20 protein-coding genes and 1 tRNA gene are annotated in these 22,991 nt (G+C 40.3%); 8 read left to right on the top strand and 13 right to left on the bottom strand.

What is annotated here, in order from left to right:
* Positions 1–22: 22 nt before the first annotated feature.
* A complete protein-coding gene (locus CXF93_RS04920) occupies positions 23–1,450 on the bottom strand; it encodes a solute carrier family 23 protein (RefSeq protein WP_101061310.1) in 1,428 nt (475 codons plus the stop codon).
* Between the two features lie 398 nt (positions 1,451–1,848).
* Between CXF93_RS04920 and CXF93_RS04915 the strand changes: the two genes are divergently transcribed.
* Positions 1,849–2,691 carry an AraC family transcriptional regulator gene (locus tag CXF93_RS04915; protein WP_101061309.1) on the top strand — a complete coding sequence of 281 codons (843 nt, stop codon included), beginning with the start codon at positions 1,849–1,851 and terminating at the stop codon, positions 2,689–2,691.
* Positions 2,692–2,773: 82 nt separating this feature from the next.
* Positions 2,774–3,445: a LysE family transporter gene (locus tag CXF93_RS04910; RefSeq protein ID WP_101061308.1), complete on the top strand. Its 672-nt coding sequence runs from the start codon at positions 2,774–2,776 to the stop codon at positions 3,443–3,445.
* A gap of 30 nt (positions 3,446–3,475) precedes the next feature.
* Here CXF93_RS04910 and CXF93_RS04905 read toward each other — a convergent pair whose 3' ends face one another.
* Genes CXF93_RS04905 through trpS form a run of 3 tightly spaced genes read right to left on the bottom strand, consistent with a single transcriptional unit; the run spans position 3,476 to position 5,371 of the window.
* Positions 3,476–3,934, bottom strand: coding sequence for a GNAT family N-acetyltransferase (locus CXF93_RS04905; protein ID WP_101061307.1), 459 nt, complete (start codon positions 3,932–3,934; stop codon positions 3,476–3,478).
* Between the two features lie 53 nt (positions 3,935–3,987).
* The gene (locus tag CXF93_RS04900; RefSeq protein ID WP_101061306.1) at positions 3,988–4,299 is read right to left on the bottom strand and encodes a cupin domain-containing protein; all 312 of its coding nucleotides are present in this window, start codon (positions 4,297–4,299) and stop codon (positions 3,988–3,990) included.
* Positions 4,300–4,312: 13 nt separating this feature from the next.
* The gene (gene trpS / locus CXF93_RS04895) at positions 4,313–5,371 is read right to left on the bottom strand and encodes a tryptophan--tRNA ligase (protein WP_101061305.1); all 1,059 of its coding nucleotides are present in this window, start codon (positions 5,369–5,371) and stop codon (positions 4,313–4,315) included.
* A gap of 241 nt (positions 5,372–5,612) precedes the next feature.
* Here trpS and CXF93_RS04890 point away from each other — a divergent pair, with 241 nt between their 5' ends.
* The gene (locus CXF93_RS04890) at positions 5,613–6,566 is read left to right on the top strand and encodes a D-2-hydroxyacid dehydrogenase (protein ID WP_101061304.1); all 954 of its coding nucleotides are present in this window, start codon (positions 5,613–5,615) and stop codon (positions 6,564–6,566) included.
* Positions 6,567–6,660: 94 nt separating this feature from the next.
* On the opposite strand, the gene CXF93_RS04885 is transcribed toward CXF93_RS04890, so the two are convergent.
* From CXF93_RS04885 to CXF93_RS04865, 5 genes are all read right to left on the bottom strand, one after another.
* Positions 6,661–7,578: an FAD:protein FMN transferase gene (locus CXF93_RS04885; RefSeq protein ID WP_232784105.1), complete on the bottom strand. Its 918-nt coding sequence runs from the start codon at positions 7,576–7,578 to the stop codon at positions 6,661–6,663.
* A 60-nt stretch (positions 7,579–7,638) separates the two neighbouring features.
* On the bottom strand, positions 7,639–8,901 hold the full coding sequence (locus CXF93_RS04880; RefSeq protein WP_101061303.1) for a DUF3570 domain-containing protein: 1,263 nt from the start codon (positions 8,899–8,901) through the stop codon (positions 7,639–7,641).
* Complete coding sequence (locus tag CXF93_RS04875; RefSeq protein ID WP_101061302.1) at positions 8,892–9,104, bottom strand: DUF4266 domain-containing protein; 213 nt, start codon at positions 9,102–9,104, stop codon at positions 8,892–8,894. Before CXF93_RS04875 ends, CXF93_RS04880 begins: the two co-directional genes overlap by 10 nt.
* Before the next feature lie 115 nt (positions 9,105–9,219).
* A complete protein-coding gene (locus tag CXF93_RS04870; RefSeq protein ID WP_101061301.1) occupies positions 9,220–9,735 on the bottom strand; it encodes a TlpA disulfide reductase family protein in 516 nt (171 codons plus the stop codon).
* Positions 9,736–9,935: 200 nt separating this feature from the next.
* Positions 9,936–10,026 (bottom strand) — tRNA-Ser (locus CXF93_RS04865).
* A 306-nt stretch (positions 10,027–10,332) separates the two neighbouring features.
* Between CXF93_RS04865 and nrdD the strand changes: the two genes are divergently transcribed.
* The 4 genes from nrdD (at position 10,333) to CXF93_RS04845 (ending at position 16,510) form a co-directional block, all read left to right on the top strand.
* Positions 10,333–12,468, top strand: coding sequence for an anaerobic ribonucleoside-triphosphate reductase (gene nrdD / locus CXF93_RS04860; protein ID WP_101061300.1), 2,136 nt, complete (start codon positions 10,333–10,335; stop codon positions 12,466–12,468).
* A 98-nt stretch (positions 12,469–12,566) separates the two neighbouring features.
* Positions 12,567–13,085, top strand: a complete 519-nt coding sequence (gene nrdG, locus CXF93_RS04855; RefSeq protein WP_101061299.1) for an anaerobic ribonucleoside-triphosphate reductase-activating protein — start codon at positions 12,567–12,569, stop codon at positions 13,083–13,085.
* Positions 13,086–13,885: 800 nt separating this feature from the next.
* A complete protein-coding gene (locus CXF93_RS04850; protein ID WP_101061298.1) occupies positions 13,886–15,883 on the top strand; it encodes an SDR family oxidoreductase in 1,998 nt (665 codons plus the stop codon).
* 186 nt (positions 15,884–16,069) lie between these two features.
* The gene (locus CXF93_RS04845) at positions 16,070–16,510 is read left to right on the top strand and encodes a GspH/FimT family pseudopilin (protein WP_101061297.1); all 441 of its coding nucleotides are present in this window, start codon (positions 16,070–16,072) and stop codon (positions 16,508–16,510) included.
* 104 nt (positions 16,511–16,614) lie between these two features.
* Here CXF93_RS04845 and CXF93_RS04840 read toward each other — a convergent pair whose 3' ends face one another.
* Together CXF93_RS04840 and CXF93_RS04835 are read right to left on the bottom strand one after the other, a co-directional pair.
* The gene (locus CXF93_RS04840) at positions 16,615–16,986 is read right to left on the bottom strand and encodes a VOC family protein (RefSeq protein ID WP_101061296.1); all 372 of its coding nucleotides are present in this window, start codon (positions 16,984–16,986) and stop codon (positions 16,615–16,617) included.
* A 381-nt stretch (positions 16,987–17,367) separates the two neighbouring features.
* Positions 17,368–17,598 (bottom strand): hypothetical protein, encoded by a 231-nt coding sequence (locus tag CXF93_RS04835; protein ID WP_157824418.1) that lies wholly within the window; start codon positions 17,596–17,598, stop codon positions 17,368–17,370.
* A 926-nt stretch (positions 17,599–18,524) separates the two neighbouring features.
* On the opposite strand from CXF93_RS04835, the gene CXF93_RS22420 reads away from it, so the two are divergent.
* A complete protein-coding gene (locus tag CXF93_RS22420) occupies positions 18,525–19,058 on the top strand; it encodes a type II secretion system protein (protein WP_304442114.1) in 534 nt (177 codons plus the stop codon).
* A 421-nt stretch (positions 19,059–19,479) separates the two neighbouring features.
* Here the strand turns inward: CXF93_RS22420 and fadJ are convergent, their stop codons facing one another.
* A complete protein-coding gene (gene fadJ, locus CXF93_RS04825) occupies positions 19,480–21,612 on the bottom strand; it encodes a fatty acid oxidation complex subunit alpha FadJ (protein ID WP_101061294.1) in 2,133 nt (710 codons plus the stop codon).
* Positions 21,612–22,922 carry an acetyl-CoA C-acyltransferase FadI gene (gene fadI / locus CXF93_RS04820; protein ID WP_101061293.1) on the bottom strand — a complete coding sequence of 437 codons (1,311 nt, stop codon included), beginning with the start codon at positions 22,920–22,922 and terminating at the stop codon, positions 21,612–21,614. Before fadI ends, fadJ begins: the two co-directional genes overlap by 1 nt.
* Positions 22,923–22,991: the final 69 nt, after the last annotated feature.

Below are 22,991 nucleotides of genomic sequence, written 5' to 3'. Positions count from 1 at the left end.
CCAATTCCTTTATTATTTATGATTATTTAGTATCAGCAGATAACGATATTTTGGCGTCTAATTCCTTTATATCGTCACTATCTTCAAACAACACATTCTCTTTACGTTTATCCGCTCCTAATAATGACGGCCTTTCAATGAGAAAATACAATACGAGGCCAACAATCACCGCATATACTGTCGATTTTGGATCTGGCATCGCTAATGTCACCGCTACAATCCCTGCCACACCACGTTCAACTGAATCTTTTAGCTGTTCCATACCAACCATGATGCAAATATAAGCTGTTAGGATCAGCGTTAACGACAGCGCAATAGGTAACACAGGTTTAAATAAAGTCACCAGTGGTAAAGCAAAAAGAGCCACTAAGCCACTGACCCAAAATGTGCCACCACCGCTATAAATAGATTCCATAGATTTACGTCCCATCGCATAACGCTCAGCAACTGTCGCATGTGCAGCGGTCCATAATGGACCAGCTAAACCAGGCCAGGGAGCAAAAAATGCATGAATCAAATTTCGTAAGCCTGTTACTAAATGTACTCGATCAACGCTTTCTTCGATCTTTTCATCAACCCGAATATGATCAACTCGTTTTACTAAAGAAAAACCAACAATGATGTCACCAAATGCAATCACATAAGCAATTAATGCCGTCGGAATGGCGAGTAAAAATACCTCTATGTTAGGAAAACCAACGGTAAAAGGTAAGTATTTAACCATTAAAGAGAAGTCTGGCTGGGTAATACCCCATTGGATATCAGGTAATGGATATTCTCCGACAGCCCAACCCACTAACATTGCGATAATCATACCGGGAACCATGCCGAAATTAGCTACTTTCTTGGCAAATGAATTACCATCAACAACGTTCTTAAAGGATAACGAGAACAGCACATACGCAGAAATAATTGCGCCGACAATCAAAGATATTGGCGTAGCGTCAATACGACCACCCAATTTTAACTCGCCCATAAGCGCTGCCATACCGGCACCAATAATGACACCAGATTTCAACGAATTAGGTATAACATCAACCAGTTTCGAACCCCATCCTGTAACACCCAAAATAAAGAAAATAATCGCGACTTCAATTTGTAGAGCAAACAGAGCTTGGATTGCTTCAGGTCCTGGTTCAAAACCTTTTAAATACAATAGTACTACCGGAATAGCGGGTGTTATCCAACCAGGGACAAGAGGCACACCAAGCATGGCAGGCAAGATATAACAAAGTCCTGCCACAAAAGTAAAAGCCAATGCCGCTTCATAAGGCATGCCAAGGTAAGTTTCTAACAATGGGATCATTGCTAATCCCACCACGAACATGAAAAAACCTTGGACCATTTCCGGCATTTCCCAGCGATAATGCACAAACGGCAATCTAATTTTAAATGGGCCCGCAGGCCAATACGGTTGCTCATGTCCATGAGTTCTGTGCTTAAGTTGCATAAATTATCCTTATTTTCCATTTCGTTTAAATATGTATAAACTGTTGGCGTTTAATGACGCTATAAACGTTGTAAAGTAAGTTAACTATGAAACTATGTCAGAAGTTTTGCTAAAATGTTACGAAATATTACGAAAGTGTATCAGTGGACAGGTCGTTTCCATAAATCAATAATGACAGGAAATAAAATGATTACATAACAACAGTTTAAATAATCACAAAACAATGATAAGCAAAATTAGACTCACCCCACAAAAACAACATAAAGAAAACAAGCTGGTAACATACAATGTTCAAGCCACATCACGCGTAAAATGATTATCTGCGATGCAATTATTTACTATAACTAGTTAACGACCAGCTGTTAATATGCTGAATTAAGGTAAGATGGGTAAGCGTTATGCAACATGAAAAAATTGAATATTGGCTTAACCCTATCTTGCCTAATATTGAGCTCAGTTCTGCGAATGTTGAAAAGTTTTCTTTCGAGCGTCATGTTCATCTTGATTACCACATTGGCATTGTCACCAGCGGCTGCCAGCAATATAGCCATCAAGGTAAGGTATATCACCTTGCGCCCGGTTTTATCTCAACCTTAAATCCAGATGAAGCGCATAACGGTGACAATATCACCCTCGGCGGTTATCAATCACATGTCATGGCATTACCTGTCGATTATGTTAATGATATAAGCCGCGAGATGGGTCAGGCGGAAACCTTCTTTAATGCACCTTTGATTAATAACCCTGCGTTATCTAATGCATTCTTACATTTACATCAATTGTTAACGACTGAACAAGATAGCGCGGCACAACTGCATATCGAAACAACGATGATGGCGTTTATCACCGAGCTCTTTATCCAAAATAGCGATGTTCACAATGGTCAAATGTCGTCACAGCAGCACACATCTACAAAAAAATTATCGGTACTGCAATTAAACTACATTAGAACCTTGTTTCATGATGAACCTGGACAAGCATTCCAATTAGATGCATTAGCGCTACAGCTTGATTTAAGTAAATTTCAGTTTTTACGCCAATTCAAGCAATCAATGGGCATGACTCCACACGCTTATTTAAAACGAGTGCGCTTAGAATATGCCAAAAAAGCCTTGATGAAGGGCGGTAATCTGTCTGACATCGCCTACCAAGTTGGTTTCTTTGACCAAAGCCATTTTAATAAAGCATTCAAAAATGCCTACCTGATCACCCCTTCACACTTTCAGCGCCGTGTGCTTTAGTCCGACATCCTGCAATTTTTTCCTATAAGCAACGCCTTTTCCGCTGCAATATAGCGGCATAATTATTATTGAAGGTTTATCCATGAACATCGAATTACTGTTATCTCTCGCTATTATCCACGCTGTCGCATTAGCGAGTCCTGGTCCTGACTTTGCGTTAGTGGTCAAACTCGCGAGCCAAGAATCAAGAAAGACCGCCATTGCCTCAGCTGTCGGTATCTCAATTGCTATTTTAATTCATACTATTTTGAGTTTGACTGGGGTGAGTCTGATAATTAAGAGCTCACAAACCTTGTATATGATCGTACAAATGCTGGGGGCAAGTTACCTAGCATGGATGGGCTTTGGCGCCGTAAAAGGCGCGCTACAACACTGGAAGGCAAGAGTATCAGTCGACAGTAATACGCCAAAGCTTAATCAATTGACGCCAACTCAAGGCTTCATGCAAGGACTGTGGACTAATCTGTTAAACCCGAAAGCCATGGTGTTTTTCATTATTCTATTTTCAGCCATGATCACACCCGATGTCAGCCTTATGACTAAATTGATGGCAACGGTTATCATGTTAGTACTTTCACTCATTTGGTTTGTATTTATTGCGTTAATTTTATCGAAACCTATCATTCAGCAGCGTGTAATAAAAGCCGCACCAGCAATAAACCTCTGCACCGGTCTGCTGTTTATGCTGGTATCAAGCGCCATCATGTATAACTTACTTGCAACTGCAATGGTATTTAGTGAAAGTACTATTTAGCAAAAACAGCAGTTAGCTTGTAGCACATACTTAAGCGATTTTTTTAGTCATATACAAGCTGTATGGATCTACGCTGTAATCAGCAAACGGTGCGCACTCATTAAAACCAAAGTCGCGATATAACTTTTGCGCAGGTATAAATGAATCAGGCGTGCCGGTTTCTAAACTGACGGTGGTAATACCTTGGTCTTTGGCTGCCGTTAAAATATGCGTGAGTAACCGCTGAGCAACCCCTTGTCGTAAATGCGTACTCGATGTGCGCATTGATTTTAACTCTGCATGTCCTGCTTCAATCACTTTTATCGCGCCACAGCCAGCAAGTTCACCCTCTATCCAGGCACTCCAAAAGGTTACATCTGGCGCTTGTAGTCCGCTAATATCTAACGAGTGCACACTTTCAGCAGGCGTATGATCAAGCATGTCTTGATGATGATCTTGTAATAACTGCGCGACTTCTTTACCTGTTAAATCATCAATTCGAATTTCCATTTCAGTTCCCTTTGCTAGTGTTCCATCTAATTAACTAATAACAACGTAATCCTTCAATAATGCACTGCTAACCAGATGGTTTCAACATTTGGATCTGTCCACGCCACTTTGTGTTTTTGGTGCGCAGGAATATTAAGGTAATCACCCGCTTTCAAGGTCACGGACGGTTTATCATCAAAGCCGATAATGGCACTACCTGCAACAACAATAACCCACTCATGTTGCTCTTGATCATACCAACCAAAATCTGGCGATGTATGTCCTTTAGAGATAATACGTTCTATTTTGACCTTGTCACTGCTAACGAGATCTTCAAATACCTCGTTACTTAGATCTTCGGGGATCGAATCAAAAATATTATGCATGTTTAATCATCCTTTAAAACAAATTTAACCCAAAGGCATTTTTCACCTGACGTAATACCTCATTAGACTCATCTTGAGAGCGTTCTGTTCCTGCTTTCAAGATCGCAATTAGCTGTGAGCGATCTGCGATGAATTCTTCTCGGCGCTGACGAATTGGCTTTAGTAGATCTTGTAAACATTCTTCTAAGATCTTCTTAACGCTGCCATCACCTAAACCACCAGCAGAATATTGCGCTTTTAAATTAGCCACATAGTCTTGATCTTGATGGAATGCATCTAAATACGTAAATACCACATTGCCTTCGATCTTCCCTGGATCACACACACGTAAATGATTCGGATCTGTATACATGGCTTTCACCGCTTTGCGGATATCTTTTTCACTTGAACTTAGCATGATGGTATTGCCCATCGATTTAGACATTTTACTTTTACCGTCGACACTCGGTAAACGTGAAACCTTACTTAATAATGGCTTACATTCAACTAAAATGTCTTGCTGGGCAATATGGTTTAATCTTCTGACGATCTCATTGGTCTGTTCCAACATGGGTAACTGATCTTCACCCACAGGTACTAACGTAGCTTTAAATGCCGTAATGTCCGCCGCCTGACTAATTGGATATGTTAAGAAACCTGCTGGGATAGAGCGGCCAAATGATTTACTTTTGATCTCAGTTTTAACCGTTGGATTACGTTCTAAACGGGAAATAGACACTAAGTTTGAATAATACATCGTTAGCTCTGCGAGTGCAGGGATCCCTGATTGTAAACAGATCGTGGTTTTTAATGGATCGATGCCTGCGGCAAGATAGTCCGCGACAACATTGAGAATATTTGATGATACTTTTTGCGGATTATGGCCGTTATCAGTAAGCCCCTGCATGTCAGCAACTAAGATCGTTTGCTGATACTGATGCTGTAGCTTAACGCGTTGTTGTAAAGAACCGACATAATGGCCGAGGTGCAAAGAGCCAGTAGCGCGATCGCCAGTGAGAATTTTTTCTTTAATATCGGTATTTAGGGCTAAATGAGATGCTTGGTTTAAAGCTATTGATTGATTGTTTTTCATTGTATATCTCCAAAATAAATTACCGGAGACATACTTACGTTTTATTCATCAGCTGCCATCCGGCGATCTGTGAACAAAAGTATTCAACACCGCTCTTATAGAAGAGAGTGCCACCAAGATGTTGTGATAAGCGTAAAAATAAGGTTTAATTTCATCTATTCAAAGTATCAGCCTGTTAAAATTATCGCAAGCGATATTTAGGCCTACTTTCAGCATTAACTTAAAAGATGGATTTACTTGCATGGAAACTATCGTCTTTCTCGACCGCGCTACAATCCCAGAACACATCACGATTCCTCAACCTAACGTTGAATGTCAATGGCAAGAATATGTGACAACGACACCAGAACAAGTGATTGAGCGACTGCAAACGGCAAGTATTGTCATTACCAATAAAGTTATTTTAGATGCGCAGATATTAAGCCAATGCCCGCAGTTAAAAATGATTGCGGTGGCAGCAACAGGCACCAACAATGTCGATTTAGACTATTGCCGCCAACACCATATTACCGTCAGTAATATCCAAGGTTATGCCACTAACTCTGTGCCAGAGCATGTATTAGCGATGATGTTTGCATTAAAGCGTAATCTCGTTGGCTATCATCAAGATATTCAAGCGGGTGTGTGGCAGCAGCAAAAACAGTTCTGTTTCTTTAGCCACCCTATTTCTGATATCGCCGGTTCAACATTAGGCGTTATAGGTAAAGGCGGTTTAGGTAATGCCGTGGCAGTTTTGGCTAAAGCCTTGGGTATGAAAGTCATTTTTTCAGAACGTAAAAATGCCGAAGAATGCCGAGCAGGTTACAGCCCATTTGCAGACGTTTTAGCACAAGCAGATGTACTGACACTACATTGCCCACTTGCAGAGCAGACGCATAATCTCATTGGTAGTGAAGAATTTAAGCTGATGAAAAATACCAGCATATTAATTAACGCAGGTCGTGGTGGATTGGTTGATGAGGAAGCATTGGTTGATGCATTACATGATCAACAAATTGCCGGTGCAGGTGTTGATGTATTTACCCAAGAGCCTGCGGATGACAGTAATCCATTGATCGCGAATGCCCACTTACCAAATCTGATTTTAACACCGCATGTAGCTTGGGGGTCGGACTCGGCAATTCAGACTTTAGCGGAGCAGTTGATTAATAATATTGAGCAGTTCGTGGCTGGCACACCACAAAACCAAGTTTAACTTTCTCGTTATAAATAGCCTAATTATAAAGAGTCTAGTTATAAATAATCTTGTGATAAATAGTCTTGTTATAAATAATCTCATTGGAATTAAGCTATAACCAATAGCGGCAATCTTGCGCTTTCAAGAAGTCTTCAGCGAATTCACCTTGTAATAGCGCTATGGTTGCCAACATCCCCGCTTGCACACAGTTTTGCGCGTAGACAGTGACTTGAGCAGGTCCACCAGCAATAGGGTAGCCGGTTTTAGGGTTCAAAATATGGCTATAACGCTGGCCATCAACCTCAATAAAACGCTGGCTGTCACCACTACTCGCTAAACCACCTTGGGCTAAGCTCACCATGAGTTTACTTGCGCCAAGATGTTGCGGATCTTCAATAGCCACTTGCCAAGCAGCCCCATTACGACGTAATTTATTAGCGTAAATGTCACCACCAAAATTAACCAAAAATGCACTGCCAATTTGTTGCAATCGCATTTCATTTTCTAATAGCTGTGCAACCTTATCAACCGCATATTCTTTACCAATACCACCAAGGTCAATTTGCATGCCTGCTGGTAGCGTTAATAACGGGGCTTGCCACTGTGCTTGTTGCCAACCAATATTGGGTAATAAAGCGTTAATTTCAGCATCACTCGGCAGCTGTATTTGCTGTTTAAAGTGCCATAACTTACCCAGCACGCCAGAGCTGATATCAAATAAACCGCCACTCAATTGAAAACATAAATCCGCCAAATTAATCAATGTCACCGTTTCGCCATCAAGTGTTACTCCCCTACCCTTAGCACGATTAAGGCGGGCAATAATATTGTCATCACGAAAGCGACTGTATTTAACTTCAATGCGTTTTGCTTCTGCATAGGCTAGCGCAGTAAGACTATCCGCTTGCGCTGCATTCACATCATCCAACAATACCTGACAGGTGCTCGCCATTACCGCGAATTCACCGAGCCAATAATCAGCTTGTCGCGTTAAGCTATAATGTTTTTTTAAAAGACGGCCTTTTTTCAAACCAGCTCCCTGCTTGTATTCACATTTACACTTATATTCAAAGCGATATTAGAATCGATATTAAAAACGATAGAAGCTCTGTAACATAACAGCGCTTTTGTCTGGATACAGATCAACACCTGACATACCCGCGCCTTTGGCCAATGATTCATCACCCGATACCTGAGTCAGGTAATATTCAAGTCGCACGCTGAACTCATTACCGGCAATCGGGAAGCCATATTTCAGACCTATGGTATAGGTTTGTAATTCACCTAATCGATAGTCAGCAGTCATGTATTCCGGTATTGGCTGGCCTTCATCAAGATAAACCTGATAGAAGTCTACGGCTTGTTGATTATAATAACGGATATGCGGTTCGATAAAGTGGCTGTTCGCCAGCGGCATCCGCCATTTGCTGTCTATGGTGTGTGAAGCCATGCCCCAGTCATCCCAAAAATAGCGATAACTGACATCGAATACTTGCCCAGACGGTTGCAGGTTATATTTGGTGCGCCAAAATAGGCTTTGCTTAGTACGCTGATCAGGGCGGCTTTCATACACATAATCATTTGCCCAACCGTCGCTATCAACCACAGACAATATTTTAAACGGATCGGTTTGATAACCACTGACATCACTAATCGAATAGTTCAATTGCATTAGCGTCTGGCGGTTAATGACTTGGGTTAATCCAAACAGTAGATCTAGGGTTTGCTTGGTCTCACTGTCTTCTAAGCGATTATCTGGATCGTCGACAGAAACACCTGGATTAGGTACGCCACCTTCCGGCTCAATAGTATCGTAGGCATAAGAAAAACCGAACGATGCTGTGGTATTACGATTATTAAAATCGCGCGCCAGTGCACTGTTAATCGACAACGCAAGGTAATCGTATTCTTTAGACACGTTTGCGCCACCAGAATATAACCACAGGCGATTTAGTTGTTGTTGATATTGAGTGCTGAGGGCAACGCGGGTATCTTGAAAAGTATCATCAAGTGGGGTTTCACCTGCGGCGGTGGTGTAAGAGCCATTACCTGAAGGACGGGTAAATGTTTGTGCTCTGTTTTGAGCAACAGCGCCATTGGGTGAAGCACCACTAAGTACATCAACCACAGCTTTAACATTAATACTACGCTCGTCATCGATTCGCTTAGTGATAGACAGTGCACCCTCATAGGCTTGAACTTGATCATCACTTTCGGCATAAATCAATAACCCAGCATCAATGTCCCAGCTATCAGGTTCTGATGTTGCAGCCATCGCTGGGGTGGCAAGTACACATGTAGCTGCAGCCAGTGTCAGCGAAATATTAGTAAAGGTTTTGTTTTTTAGTTGCATCCACAACCTCCACCCGCAAAACTACCGCCGCCACTAGAGCCTTCTTTACTGAAGTAAGTATGGTCGTCAAACCCCAGTTCCATCGGGTTCTCAGCAAGCTGCATTTCAGGTTTAGCTAACAAGTCACGTTCCCAAGGCTTTACCCCGAGTGACGAACAAGCCGTTAAACTCAATATACAGGCTAATAATAAAATCCGTCTCATAAGCCACTCCAAAAATTAACTACATTATTTTATATCAGTTATTTATATAAATTGTTTCTACTTATTTATTTCTACTCGTTTTTTTCTATCAATTCTGTTCTATCTGCTCTCATCATTACGGTAATAACGATGATATCTCGGCTTCGTATTTATCTAACTCTGATAATCTAAAGCCGACGTGTTTATACACAATCTCGCCCTTTTTATTAAGTATAAATGAATTAGGCAATCCCATGATTTTATATTGCTCAGCCACGGTACCTTGCGGATCAAATGCTATGGTTAAGTTATTCGGGTAACGTTGTAAGAATTTTTTTGCTAAAACAGCTTCTTGATCCATATTAATAGCAATAATTTCAAACCCTTGTTCGCCATATTTCGCCACCATTTCATCCATCCACGGAAATGAACGAATACAAGGCGTACACCAAGATGCCCAAAAATCCACTAACACCACCTTGCCACGATAATCAGCAAGATTAACTTGCGTGTTATCGACACCAGGTAAATTAAATGTCGGCGCTTGGATAACCTTGTTCTCAGCAAAGGTGAGAGTAGAGAAAATCAAACTGATAACAACAGAGGTAGTAATAAAGAAAGGACGAATACAGTTAAAGATAAATGAGTTCATAAGCTAATGTCTCAACAAAAATGAAGAATACCAATCACATGTGCACACGGATGTTAATGCTGTGGGTATAAACGTTCAGGTATAATAATGAAGTTAGCAGAGGATTAGTGAAAAAAATGTGGAATATGTGAAAAATAGATATAAAAAAACGCTAAGCGGTTACTGTTATCTAGTAATCGGTTAGCGTTCTCTTGAATGGATGGCGGAGGAGGAGAGATTTGAACTCTCGAGGAGCTATTAACCCCTGCTGGTTTTCAAGACCAGTGCATTCGGCCACTCTGCCACCCCTCCGCAGCAATGAGCGAATATTAGAGCAAGCTCTAGACGTTGTAAAGTTTTATTCATTACAAACACTTCGCTGTTCAGTTTACGTTTAAATATCGTTCAAAAATAAACTTACAAGCATAATAGCGCCATTTATTGATCGAGAATACGTCCCTTATCAATCCCTTATTTTGGCGTGATAATTATTGATCAAAATCAATGCACCAAAAACAAACTTCAAGCCTAATACACTACATATTGTGTCACTGATTAAAATAACATCTATATATGGTGTCACATAATAATGTCAATTTTAAACTGAAGGAGTATTTTGTGGATCTATTTGTCATAAAACGAGATGGTTGTCGTGTACCGTTTAACATTCAATGCATACAAGACGCCATTTTCGCTGCAGCTAAATCAGTGCAACAAGAAAACCGTGGTTATGCGGTCGACATGGCAAATAAAGTACATCAAATATTGATTCAACAAGATGTATCTAGCGAACATGCCATTGAGATCCATACCATCCAAAACACCGTTGAAGATGTGTTAATGCAAGAAAGCAACAAGCTCATTGCTCGCGCTTACATCGAATACCGTCATCAACGTGATATTGCTCGTGAAACACAAAGCATTCTAACCAACGAGATCAAAGGCCTTATTGAGCAAAGTAACGAATCACTGCTTAACGAAAATGCCAATAAAGACAGTAAAGTGATACCAACTCAGCGAGATTTACTGGCCGGTATTGTCGCTAAACATTATGCCAAACAACATATCTTGCCACGCGATATTGTCCATGCCCATGAAGCTGGCGACATTCATTATCACGATCTTGACTACGCCCCGTTCTTCCCGATGTTTAACTGTATGCTGATCGACCTTGATGGCATGCTAACCCACGGCTTTAAAATGGGTAACGCTGAAATTGAAACGCCAAAATCAATCACCACAGCAACCGCGGTGACAGCACAAATCATAGCTCAGGTAGCTAGCCATATTTATGGTGGTACCACAATTAACCGTATTGATGAGATCTTAGCGCCTTACGTAACAGCGAGCTTTGATAAAAATACTTTATTAGCGGAAGAATGGTCGATCCCAAATAAAGCGGAATTTGCACGTTCACGCACCGAAAAAGAATGTTTCGATGCATTCCAGTCATTGGAATATGAAGTAAATACCTTGCACACTGCGAACGGCCAAACGCCTTTTGTGACCTTTGGTTTTGGTTTGGGCACCAACTGGGAAGCGCGTTTAATTCAGCAATCGATTCTCAAAAACCGCATTGCTGGTTTAGGCCGAAACCATAAAACCGCAGTATTTCCAAAACTGGTATTTGCAATTAAAGATGGCCTAAACCATAAGCCAGAAGATCCAAGTTACGATATTAAACAACTGGCTCTGGAATGTTCAACTAAGCGCATGTATCCAGATATTTTAAATTATGACCAAGTAGTAAAAGTCACAGGTTCATTTAAAACACCTATGGGTTGTCGCAGTTTCTTAGGAACATATGAAGAACAAGGTGAGTTAATTCACGAAGGCCGTAATAACTTAGGTGTCGTTAGTCTTAATTTACCGCGTATCGCCATTCAAGCAAAAGGCGATGAGTCACGCTTCTATCAATTACTTGATGAACGTTTAGTGCTATGTAAACGCGCACTGCAAACCCGTATTTCACGTCTTAAAGGTGTTAAAGCACGTGTTGCTCCGATCCTTTATATGGAAGGTGCTTGCGGCGTTAGATTAAATGCAGATGATGACGTATTAGATATCTTCAAGCATGGTCGAGCCTCAATTTCTTTGGGTTATATAGGTTTACACGAAGCCATCAATGCGCTATTTGGTAATAATACTCACCCTTATGATAGTAAAGCGCTACAACAAAAAGCGATTGCTATGCTTAACCACATGAAAGTGGCTACTGAGCAATGGACCACAGCAACCGGTTACGCATTCAGCTTGTATGCAACGCCAAGTGAGAACCTGTGTAGCCGTTTTGCTAAATTAGATAAAACCACCTTTGGTGATATCAAAGATGTGACCGACAAAGGCTACTACACTAACAGTTTCCATCTCGATGTTGAGAAGCAGGTTAACCCATACGATAAAATTGATTTTGAAATGCCCTACCCTGCTATTAGTAACGGCGGTTTTATCTGTTATGGCGAATACCCGAATATGCAGCACAACATTGAAGCATTGGAAGATGTGTGGGACTACAGTTATACACGTGTACCTTATTACGGCACCAACACACCGATTGATGAGTGTTATGAGTGTGGTTATACCGGTGAGTTTGAATGTACCAGTAAAGGTTTTACTTGCCCTAAGTGCGATAACCACGATATCGCCAAGGTATCTGTGACCCGTAGAGTCTGTGGTTATTTAGGCAGTCCAGACGCGCGACCTTTTAATGAAGGCAAGCAAGAAGAAGTCAAACGCCGCGTTAAACATTTATAATGATTTATTAACGCTATGTAAATAGTTATAACTCATCCGACCTCAGGTTAATTAACTGGCTAGTCAATTCGTTATTGGCTAGCGTTTAAGAAGTAATTATGCATTATTCTCAATATTACCCGCTTGATGTGATCAATGGCACAGGTACACGTGTAACCTTGTTTGTCAGCGGTTGCGAGCATCAATGCAAGGGCTGCTACAACCAATCAACCTGGTCACCAGGTAATGGTTCTGTTTTCACTCAAGAGATTGAAGACAAAATAATCAAGGATTTAAACGATACCCGAATACGCCGTCGCGGATTAAGCTTAAGCGGTGGAGATCCCCTCTATCCAAGTAACTTAGAAAGTATATTAAGACTCGTAAAAAGAGTTAAAAAAGAATGTGTTGGAAAAGATATATGGTTATGGAGTGGTTATACGATAGAACAATTAACACCACAACAAAAAATGGTCGTGCAATACATAGATTATCTAGTGGATGGTAAATTTGAACAGCCGCTATTTGATCCGGCACTAAAATTTCGAGGCAGTAGTAATCAACGTATCATCGCCATTACAAAAAATGATGGCATTGCTGGATTTGAATATGCAATCTCACCAATCAACGCTTATTAAGCATCATTAAATAAGCCCTGATACCGCTATCACAAGCAAAAACAGAATTTAAAAATTATAAATTGTAAAAAGGCTTAATTCAGAATTTAATACTTTAGAGATACAAATTAACTATGGAACAAATATTCTAATCTTAAAGTCCTACAACGCACGATTAGTTACTTAATTACATATGTTGAAGCACTAAAATACCCTCCCTAGATAAGTCATTAAAAATTTAATTTTTTTGACTTTAATCACATCAAATTCATCAATGATATCGCTAAGAAACAATTATATTTTATAGAACTTAACACTAAAGTATTAATCCTTATTGTTAACAGCTTCACTAAAAATCAATCAGAAGCATAAGATTAAACTTAAGCAATTGATAAAAATAACATTAAATGATTTCATATTGAGATTAAACTTAATGATCACCCCAGCTGAAACCACCTTAAATAATATTTAGAATTAAACACTCAAATTAAGCATTATTTTGAACGATGGGCTTCAACACTTGTTAATGCAATGTAAATAAGTACACTTTGAGCTTGTAAAACATCAACGTCGTTATAATTTACTGAAATGAAGTATTTACACTAGCCGTTGATTATTTGTTAACAGGATTAACAATCAAATTAAACCAACAACTCGTCACATAATACTGACTAAGTGTTGTAAAACATGCCTATTTACAAGTTACGTTAAGGGCACATCATTGACATTCATTTTGATTTCGATGATATTACTACTACAAAAGTGATACGCAGTCATTTTGATTAACAAAAATTAAACATAGCTTAGTTGAGGATAATGGAATGAAATACTTAGTTACCGGTGGTACAGGATTTATTGGTCGTTTTTTAATTGAACGTCTAGTTGAAAGAGAAGATGCGCAAGTTTATGTATTAACTCGCCCAGGCTCAGAACACAAATTCAATGCATTACAGGATAGAGTGCATAAAAGTGTTAAAAGTCGTATCAAAATGGTTACAGGTGATATCACTAAAGCTAATTTAGGGATTGATGAACAATGGTTAGAAACACATACTGACCAAATTGATAATGTTTACCACCTTGCTGCAATCTACGATATGAAAGCTGATGCAGAATCACAAGAAACGGCAAATGTTGTTGGTACACGTAACGCTGTTGAAGCATCCGTTAACATTAAAGCAAAAAGCTTCCACCATGTAAGCTCTATCGCTGCAGCAGGTTTGTTCAACGGTACTTTTTACGAAGACATGTTTGAAGAAGCTGAAAATATGGACAACCCATATCTTCGCACCAAACATATTTCAGAAAAAGTAGTACGTGATGAATGTTCAATTCCTTTCCGTATTTATCGTCCAGGTATGGTTGTCGGCCATTCTAAAACCGGTGAAATTGATAAAGTTGACGGTCCATACTACTTCTTCAAATTATTGAAAAAAATCCGTGAAACAATTCCAACATGGATGCCTATGATCGGTGTTGAAGGCCGTCGTCTTAATATCGTACCGGTTGATTATGTTGCTGATGCCATTGATCATATCAGCCATAAAGTAGACGTTCATAGCAACTGCTTCCACCTTGTCGATCCAAAACCATTCAAGGTTGGTGAAGTACTTAATATCTTCGCTACTGCCGGTAATGCACCAAAAACAGCATTCCGTATTGATTCGCGTATTGCCAACTTCTTACCATCATCAGTGCGTCAAGCCGTTGCCCATTTACCAGCAGTAAAACAACTTACTGAAGGGGTATTAAATGACCTTGGTATTCCAAAAGACGTATTGAACTTCCTTAACTACCCAACTAGCTTCGATGACCGTGAAACTGCACGTGCATTAGAAGGTTCTAACATCAAAGTGCCACGCTTAGATGCATATGCACCAGCGGTATGGGATTATTGGGAACGTAACCTAAATGATGACCTAATCAATGACATGACCCTGAAAGGTAATGTCTGTGGTAAAACGATTGTCATTACAGGTGCAAGCTCTGGTATTGGTGAAGCGACAGCATTAAAACTAGCACCAACAGGCGCTAAGTTAATCCTTGTCGCACGTGATGTGACGAAACTAGAAGCAACACAAGCTCAAATCCAAGAACTTGGTGGCGAAGCGCACATCTATTCATGTGATATTTCTAATATGGAATCATGTGATGAGCTAGTGAAGAATGTACTTGCAGAACACAATTTTGTTGATGTGTTAATCAATAACGCCGGTCGTTCAATCCGTCGTTCAATTGATTTATCGTTTGACCGTTTCCACGATTACGAAAGAACGATGCAGTTAAACTACTTTGGTTCAATTCGTTTAATCATGGGCTTCTCGCCTAGTATGTTAGAGAAAAAGCAAGGGCATGTAATCAACATCTCTTCAATTGGTGTATTAACAAATGCGCCACGTTTCTCTGCTTATGTAGCATCAAAAGCTGCACTTGATGCATTCACACGCTGTGCTGCATCAGAGTTCTCTGACCGTAACGTCAACATGACGACGATTAATATGCCTCTTGTGCGTACGCCAATGATTGGTCCAACAAAAGTATATGACAATGTACCAACATTGGCACCATCAGAAGCGGCTGATTTAATTGCTCAAGCGATTATCCGTAAGCCTAAGCGTATCGCGACTAAAGTCGGTATTATGTCTGAAGTGCTTTACTCGCTATTTCCTAAAGTAAGCGAAATCATCATGAACACGGGTTACCGTATGTTTAATGATTCAGCTGCTGCGAAAGGTAAGCTAGAAGACAAAGATGCACCAACACAAGCAAGCACTGAGCAAGTTGCATTTGCAGCTATCATGCGCGGCGTACATTGGTAATCTGACCAGTCATAAATAGACGCTAATAAGATAATGTTGAAGGGACCATACTATATACTCAAGTGTGGTCCCTTTTTTACTCGATAATTCAATTCAGCTCGCAATAACCTAACGTCGCGTTAAAACCACCAATACAAACAGCCTTAGCATGTTAATCTATTGTTTTCTTTACAAGGATGTACAAGAATGAACAAGTCTGTCGGTTTTACCCTCATCGAATTAATGATCACTATTTCTATCTTCGCGATACTCATTGGTATCGGCGTACCCAGTTACCAAAAAACCGTGCAGCAAAGCCGTATGGATGATGCAACCACGCTAATTAATAACGCACTTAGCTACGCTAAAAATACTGCAATCGCCCATAACCGCACTTTATATATGGCAACAGCAGGGACTGTTCTGACCTTAACCACATCTGACGCTGATGTAGTCAACAAAACAACTATCACAACTGACAGTAACTCAACCTTATCTTTTATCGCTCCTGGCGTACCGATGATAATCTTCCGAGCAAATGGCACAGTCGCTGCAGGTAATATTATTCGTTATTGTAGTGGAGACTCAGGCATTGAAGTGGTGGTTGGAATTAATGGTGACCCCGTGATCACATCTGTTAGCTGCTAGTTATGTCTATTGTTAAATAGCCCTTGTTTTATTTGGTATAAATGGTAAGGCTAAATAACGACGGGACAGTTCCAGTCCAAAATTAGTTTGGGGCGATAAATGTGTTAACCAAAGTGATTAAAAGCAATTTTATTACCATCTAAATCACGGAAGTAAGCGCCATAAAAGACGTCAGGGATTCGTTGTCCAGGTTCACCATCACAGGTTGCACCCAAAGCGATTGCCTTATGATACAGTTCTTCACACTTTTCTTTTGAGCCAGGCGCAATAGCTAACATGTTACCATTACCAGAGTGTTGTTCTTCTTTATCGTACGGAATACAAATAGCAAGCATAGGCTCTTTCATACTCTTACCAATGAATATAATTCGCTCCATTTTCATTAATGTTTTAGCGCCTATTGGTGCCAATAATGCATTATAAAAAGCTTCTGACTTTTCTAAATCCGTTACACCTATTGTTGCATAGCTGAGCATAGTAATTCCTTTTTCATTATGACAAATTTCGTTATGTTAGATAGACATTTGACTACAACAGCTTAGTTAAACTAAGTCAATATACATCTGTAAAGTAAGAAATTGAACGACTAGTGGGGATTCCAGTAATGTTAACTGAAAGAGTGAGCGACGGTACGACAAAGTCCCTTGGTGTTCACACTTAATGAATAGACACTTAATGAATAGACTGCTCTAAGCCATATTTGGACAGGAATGGCTTAGAGCTATTATTCTATCGATAGCTATACACATTAGTTTTGTAGGGAAAATGAAGAGATCTAGCAGACCCCCTTCATTCTAACTAACCATAACATGCGTTATGCGCAGTGGTATTGGCCTTTTAGTTTATGGCCCAATTAGCTATACCACTACACCTGTAGTTCTTTCAGAGAACTCCTTAATAATCATTTCCATTTTGGTAATAAGCTGTTCAATATCTTGCTTTTCAATTTTAGATTTTGCCGATTTTTTGTCAAAATCACAAAGCATCAACTTGGTGGTATTTACCATTTTCCATTGAGCTAAAACCACCTCACTAGTTATCAACTTTTTCGATGGTTTTTCTATATATGCTCTAGTTTTGTTAATCATTACTGTACTCATCGTGTTAATTAATCAATTTGCTCTGCCTGTGTGATATTGAGAACCACATAAGTTCACTTGCTTATTTTAGAGCTTTTACGTTAAAAGTAATACATGTATAAACTTATGTGGTAAGAAATATGAGAAGTTTGCCGTGGGACGTTTAATTTACCCGCATGCTTGGAAGATTTTCAATTCCAGGCTGGATTCAGCGATATGCGGGCTATTGAACATGAAGGTGATAATACGCATAAAAAACTATGATCTAGTATTAACAGGATTTTAGTCTTCCACAACGGCTAAATGTGATTGAATAAACCTATGTTTTATAAGTTGTATTTAGTATATTCATATCGAAAGTATAGATGTGGAAATTATAATGTTATTCTTATTTAAAATGTTTAAAAAGAAAAGTACATCAGTCGATTTAAGTGAAAAGCTAAAATACGCGATGCTTGAAAACCCAAGCAGATAAAAATGTGAAAAGGCCTCCCAACAGGAGGCTTTTTAGATCTAGGGCTAAAATCGTCCCTGTACGGCCTATTGAACATAAAGGTGATACTACACAGGACACCTCAGTGTATTTAAATACGCGATAAAGCCTCTTAACTACCCTGTAAGGCCGCTTAATCCTTAATTCAACCATTCTATAACGCAGGTGAGTTGAACGCGTGTAGCCGTTGCAATGTGGTTCTCATTCCGTTGTTAGCTACGCGCCTAAAATCATTTCTAGTGGGAGTTACATTATCTTATTCAGCTCTTACATAGCATGCGTTATGCGCAGTGGTGCTAGCCTCTTGCTTTGGGCCAAATTCACCCTACAACTACACTGTCCCCCTTTAAGTAGTTGTAGAGTGCATTTTCATCATTTAAAATATAACAGATTATTTATTTTATCCTTAAGTTACATATATTTATAGTAGGCTTCAACTCATATGACCATGGCTAATAAAAAAAACGAAGGTTTTACGCTTGCCGAATTAGTGATTGTAATCGTTATACTCGGTATCTTAGCGGCTACTGCGCTCCCCAAATTTATTAATTTAGGATCAGAAGCGCGCGCTGCTAATTTAATTGCATTGAATGGTGCACTAAAGGAAGGCGCAACTATGGTGTATGCTAAAACGGTGATCGAAGGTTTGGATTCTGGCAACCAAACCCTGACGGTCAACGGCGGTAATATAATACTACGAGGTGGCTATCCGCGTGTTGCTAGCTCCTGCGTAAATTTTACCAGTGGTTTGAAGTACTGGATGACAGTGGAGCTAGATGACTCGATCTGTAGTGGCGGTAGTGACTCCGAGTGGTATGGTGTTGTTGATCAAAACAAGTTTCATTTTATGCCTTCCGGTTACACCAGTACTGACGAGAATTGTTATGTAACATATACAACAGCTTCTGAATTTATTAATGGTGTATGGGAAGATGCTGACTCTGCAACTGTGAGTGCGACAACTGATGGGTGTTAGTGTAGTGATTCATTGAGTTTGGCCTCCTAGTTGGAGGCTTTTTAGATCTAAGGCTAAAATCGCCCCTGAGCGGCCTATTGAATATAAAGGCGATAACGCGCAGTGTCATTTAACCACTCAAGCAAAAAGTCCCCTCTAACGCTTATTTCTAATGCTTTTGTAATATGGGATACAAGTCATTATAGGAAGGAGAGCTCCTTTGCCAGGCTAGGCTCACAATTGAACTCGCAATAGGGTTCGCGTGTGCTGTAGTGAGATGACAAATGCCTCACATGAGACTATGTATGGAAAATAAATATGAATACATTGCAGTAGAGTAGTTAAACTAATTCATAAAGGGGCAAAAATAAGTTACAAAAAAACCGCGTTAGATTCACATCTAACGCGGTTTGTTAATTATATAAGCTAGTGCATGACGCGATTAGTTATAGAATTTCTGACCTTCTTTCGCCATTGCTTTAAGCAAGTCACACGGCGCAAAACGCTCACCGTATTTATCTTGATGACGTTCTAACTTGTCAACAAGTTCAGCAATACCGATTGAATCCATGTAGTGGAATGGACCGCCTAGGAATGGTGGGAAACCAATACCGAAGATTGCACCGATGTCACCATCACGTGCGCTACGTAGGATGCCTTCATCGAGACAACGTGCCGCTTCGTTCAGCATTAATAATACTGCACGTTCAGCAAGTGCTTTAGGAGCCATTGAAGCTTGAGGTTTTAGGTTCAGTAGCTTGTAGATTGATTCATCAACTTGCTTCTTACCTTTCTTGGCTTTCTTACCGTATAGGTAGAAACCTTTCTCGTTCTTACGACCTTTACGATCATCAGCTAATAGCTTATCGAACGCAGCAGGTGCTTCAAAACGGCTACCTAGCTCTTTAGTTAAGATTGGACCGATCTTAGCACCAACATCGATACCAACTTCATCAAGAAGCGTAACAGGACCAACAGGGAAACCAAAATCAACCAAGGCTTTATCAACCGCTTCGATAGGTTCTTGTTCTAGTACCAAACGTGCAGCTTCATTCATGTAAGGCGCAAGAATACGGTTTACATAGAAACCCGCTCCATCTTTAACAACGATTGGCGTTTTACCTTGCTTACGGGCAAATTCAACCGTTGTAGAAATAGTTTGGTCAGACGTGCCTTCATGCGTAATGATCTCAGCCAGTGGCATTTTGTCCACAGGGCTGAAGTAATGCAAACCAATTACATTTTCAGGACGTTTCGCTTCAGATGCAATTTGCGTGATAGGTAAAGAAGACGTGTTTGATGCGAAAATAGTATTTTCGTTACAGTTAGCTTCAATATCAGCAACCATTTGGTGCTTCAATTTAAGATCTTCAAATACCGCTTCAATAACAATGTCAGCACTTTTCACGCCAGTGTACTCAGTCGTACCAGTGATCATAGCAAGTTGACTTTGCATTTCAGCTTTAGACATAAAGCGACGTTTAACTTTCTTGTTTAGAATGTCATACGTGTATTTTTGTGCGTTTAGCAGACCTTGTGGTGCAATATCTTTAATGCGCACAGGTACTTTCGCTTTAGTTGCAGTAACGTTAGCGATACCGCCACCCATTAAACCACCACCAAGTACGATTGCTTTTTTGACTTTCTTCGGTGCAACACCTGCAACGCCGTCTTCTTTCTTCATCTCTGTTGTAGCAAAGAAAATGCCACGTAGACATGCAGATTCAGATGTCATTGCTAATTCAGCAAAACGTTTTGCTTCAAGTTTTAAACCTGCTGCAAAACCTTTTTCTTGGCCTACTTTAACCACTTCTAAAATGGCTTCTGGTGCTGGATAGTTGCCACGGGTTTTAGATAACGTTTGCTTAGTCGCTTGATCGAACATGATGTTACGACCAAATTTATTTGTTTCAAGCAGCTTGCTAGTAAGATCACGTTTCAGTTTACGCTCTATCTTACCTTTTTTAGCTAACTTAACAGCGACTTCAAGCAATACAGTTTCCGGTACAACTTCATCAACAAGACCCATTTTCAGCGCCTGTTTACCACGAACTTGTTTACCAGTAAGCATAAGATCAAGCGACTTAGCAACACCGATTAAACGCGGTAAACGTTGAGTACCACCACTACCAGGTAATAGACCTAGCATGACTTCTGGTACACCTAATACTGTTTTAGTGCTTTCTGTACATACACGGATATGACAAGCAAGTGCTAGCTCTAAACCACCACCTAAACAAGGACCGTGAATAGCAGCAACAACAGGGATATTTAATGCTTCCAGTTCACCCATAACGCGGTGACCTTCAAGTGATAACTGTTCTGCATCTGCAGCCGTTTCACATGCATCAATCATAGTCACGTCTGCACCAGCAACAAAGCTGTCTTTCTTGCCACTGATCAGTACTAGACCTTGTAGATCTGAATTTGATTTGATCTCTTTCATCAAATCAGAAATTTCATCAGCGAACTCAGCACGTAAAGTGTTCATCGTTTCGCCGGGTACGTCCATTGTTAAGACGCCAATTTTATCTTCACGGATCTCAAGTGAAAATGTTTTATCTTGCTGACTCATTACGCACTCTCCACAATCATTGCTACACCTAAACCACCAGCAGCACATGCAGCTGTTAAGCCTAGACCACCACCACGACGTTTCAATTCATGCAATGTTTGCGTGATCATACGTGCACCAGTTGCTGCAAATGGGTGACCATACGCAAGTGAACCACCAAGTACATTGAACTTACTTTCATCAATATTAGCAACGCGCTCTGGACGACCTAATTTTTCTTGGGCAAACGTATCTGACTCTAGACATTTTAGGTTTGCTAATGTCTGTGCGGCAAATGCTTCATGCATATCAAATAATGCTAAATCATCAAAGGTAATACCAGCACGGTCTAACGCTTCAGGTATCGCATATGATGGGCCAATTAGACCATCAATATCAGCTGGTACTGCAGCATAAGCATAACTACGAATATAACCGAGTACTTCTAAGCCAAGTTCTTTCGCACGACCTTCGCTCATTAATAGTACCGCAGCAGCGCCATCTGTTAGTGGCGTACTTGTTGCAGCCGTTACAGTACCGTGTTTACGGTCAAATGCAGGACGCAATTTAGCGTAACCTTCAACTGTCGAGTTTTTACGAATGTTGTTATCTTCAGCAATAAATGACTTCATTGGCTCTGGATAAGCCGTCATTACTTCATCTTTTAACTTACCTTCTTCCCATGCTTTAGCTGCAAGAGAGTGAGAACGGTGAGCAAATTCATCTTGCGCTTGACGCGTAATGCTATAAGACTTAGCCATCTGCTCTGCAGTTTGACCCATCGTGATACCGGTACTGTATTCTGAAACCGCTGGCGCGACAGGCAGTAAATCTTTTAAGCTTAACTGACGAGCAATCTTTAATTTATCGCCAGTCGTCTTCGCTTTGCTCAAGTTAATTAACTGATGAGCCAATTTTTTAGATACGCCAATTGGCACAACTGAAGATGAATCAGCACCACCGGCAACACCACAGTCAATCGAACCAGCCATAATAGACTCGGTCACGTTTGAAATAGCTTGGAAACTTGTCGCACATGCACGCGATACACTGTATGCATCGGTACCGATGTCCATACCAGTACCTAATACGATTTCACGCGCGATGTTTGGCGCTTCTGGCATTTGCACTACTTGTCCAAATACAACTTGCTGAACAATTTTAGGGTCAATGTCGTTACGAGTAAGCATCTCATTAACAACCATTTTCCCTAAATCTAATGCTGGAACCCCATGAAACGCTGTTGCTTGTTTAGCAAACGGGGTACGTAATCCAGTGACCACCGCGATACGATCGCCGTTGCGGGTGGTTAGGCTTTGTGGTTTAGCCATCACTTATCCTCATTCCGTTAAGTAAGAGAGGTCAGACCTCATAAAATTAAGTCAATATTAACCTTTTGG

Source organism: Moritella sp. Urea-trap-13 (genome assembly GCF_002836355.1).
GTDB lineage: Bacteria > Pseudomonadota > Gammaproteobacteria > Enterobacterales > Moritellaceae > Moritella.
Note: the sequence above shows the minus strand (reverse complement) of the source record. Positions and strands in the feature narration are given on the sequence as shown.

Bases quoted from the DNA above. Each gene is read 5' to 3' on its own strand.
- CXF93_RS04920 (WP_101061310.1), bottom strand. From the start codon at position 1,450: ATGCAACTTAAGCACAGAACTCATGGACATGAGCAACCGTATTGGCCT.
- CXF93_RS04915 (WP_101061309.1), top strand. From the start codon at position 1,849: ATGCAACATGAAAAAATTGAATATTGGCTTAACCCTATCTTGCCTAAT.
- CXF93_RS04910 (WP_101061308.1), top strand. From the start codon at position 2,774: ATGAACATCGAATTACTGTTATCTCTCGCTATTATCCACGCTGTCGCA.
- CXF93_RS04905 (WP_101061307.1), bottom strand. From the start codon at position 3,934: ATGGAAATTCGAATTGATGATTTAACAGGTAAAGAAGTCGCGCAGTTA.
- CXF93_RS04900 (WP_101061306.1), bottom strand. From the start codon at position 4,299: ATGCATAATATTTTTGATTCGATCCCCGAAGATCTAAGTAACGAGGTA.
- trpS (WP_101061305.1), bottom strand. From the start codon at position 5,371: ATGAAAAACAATCAATCAATAGCTTTAAACCAAGCATCTCATTTAGCC.
- CXF93_RS04890 (WP_101061304.1), top strand. From the start codon at position 5,613: ATGGAAACTATCGTCTTTCTCGACCGCGCTACAATCCCAGAACACATC.
- CXF93_RS04880 (WP_101061303.1), bottom strand. From the start codon at position 8,901: ATGCAACTAAAAAACAAAACCTTTACTAATATTTCGCTGACACTGGCT.
- CXF93_RS04875 (WP_101061302.1), bottom strand. From the start codon at position 9,104: ATGAGACGGATTTTATTATTAGCCTGTATATTGAGTTTAACGGCTTGT.
- CXF93_RS04870 (WP_101061301.1), bottom strand. From the start codon at position 9,735: ATGAACTCATTTATCTTTAACTGTATTCGTCCTTTCTTTATTACTACC.
- nrdG (WP_101061299.1), top strand. From the start codon at position 12,567: ATGCATTATTCTCAATATTACCCGCTTGATGTGATCAATGGCACAGGT.
- CXF93_RS04850 (WP_101061298.1), top strand. From the start codon at position 13,886: ATGAAATACTTAGTTACCGGTGGTACAGGATTTATTGGTCGTTTTTTA.
- CXF93_RS04845 (WP_101061297.1), top strand. From the start codon at position 16,070: ATGAACAAGTCTGTCGGTTTTACCCTCATCGAATTAATGATCACTATT.
- CXF93_RS04840 (WP_101061296.1), bottom strand. From the start codon at position 16,986: ATGCTCAGCTATGCAACAATAGGTGTAACGGATTTAGAAAAGTCAGAA.
- CXF93_RS04835 (WP_157824418.1), bottom strand. From the start codon at position 17,598: ATGATTAACAAAACTAGAGCATATATAGAAAAACCATCGAAAAAGTTG.
- CXF93_RS22420 (WP_304442114.1), top strand. From the start codon at position 18,525: ATGACCATGGCTAATAAAAAAAACGAAGGTTTTACGCTTGCCGAATTA.
- fadJ (WP_101061294.1), bottom strand. From the start codon at position 21,612: ATGAGTCAGCAAGATAAAACATTTTCACTTGAGATCCGTGAAGATAAA.
- fadI (WP_101061293.1), bottom strand. From the start codon at position 22,922: ATGGCTAAACCACAAAGCCTAACCACCCGCAACGGCGATCGTATCGCG.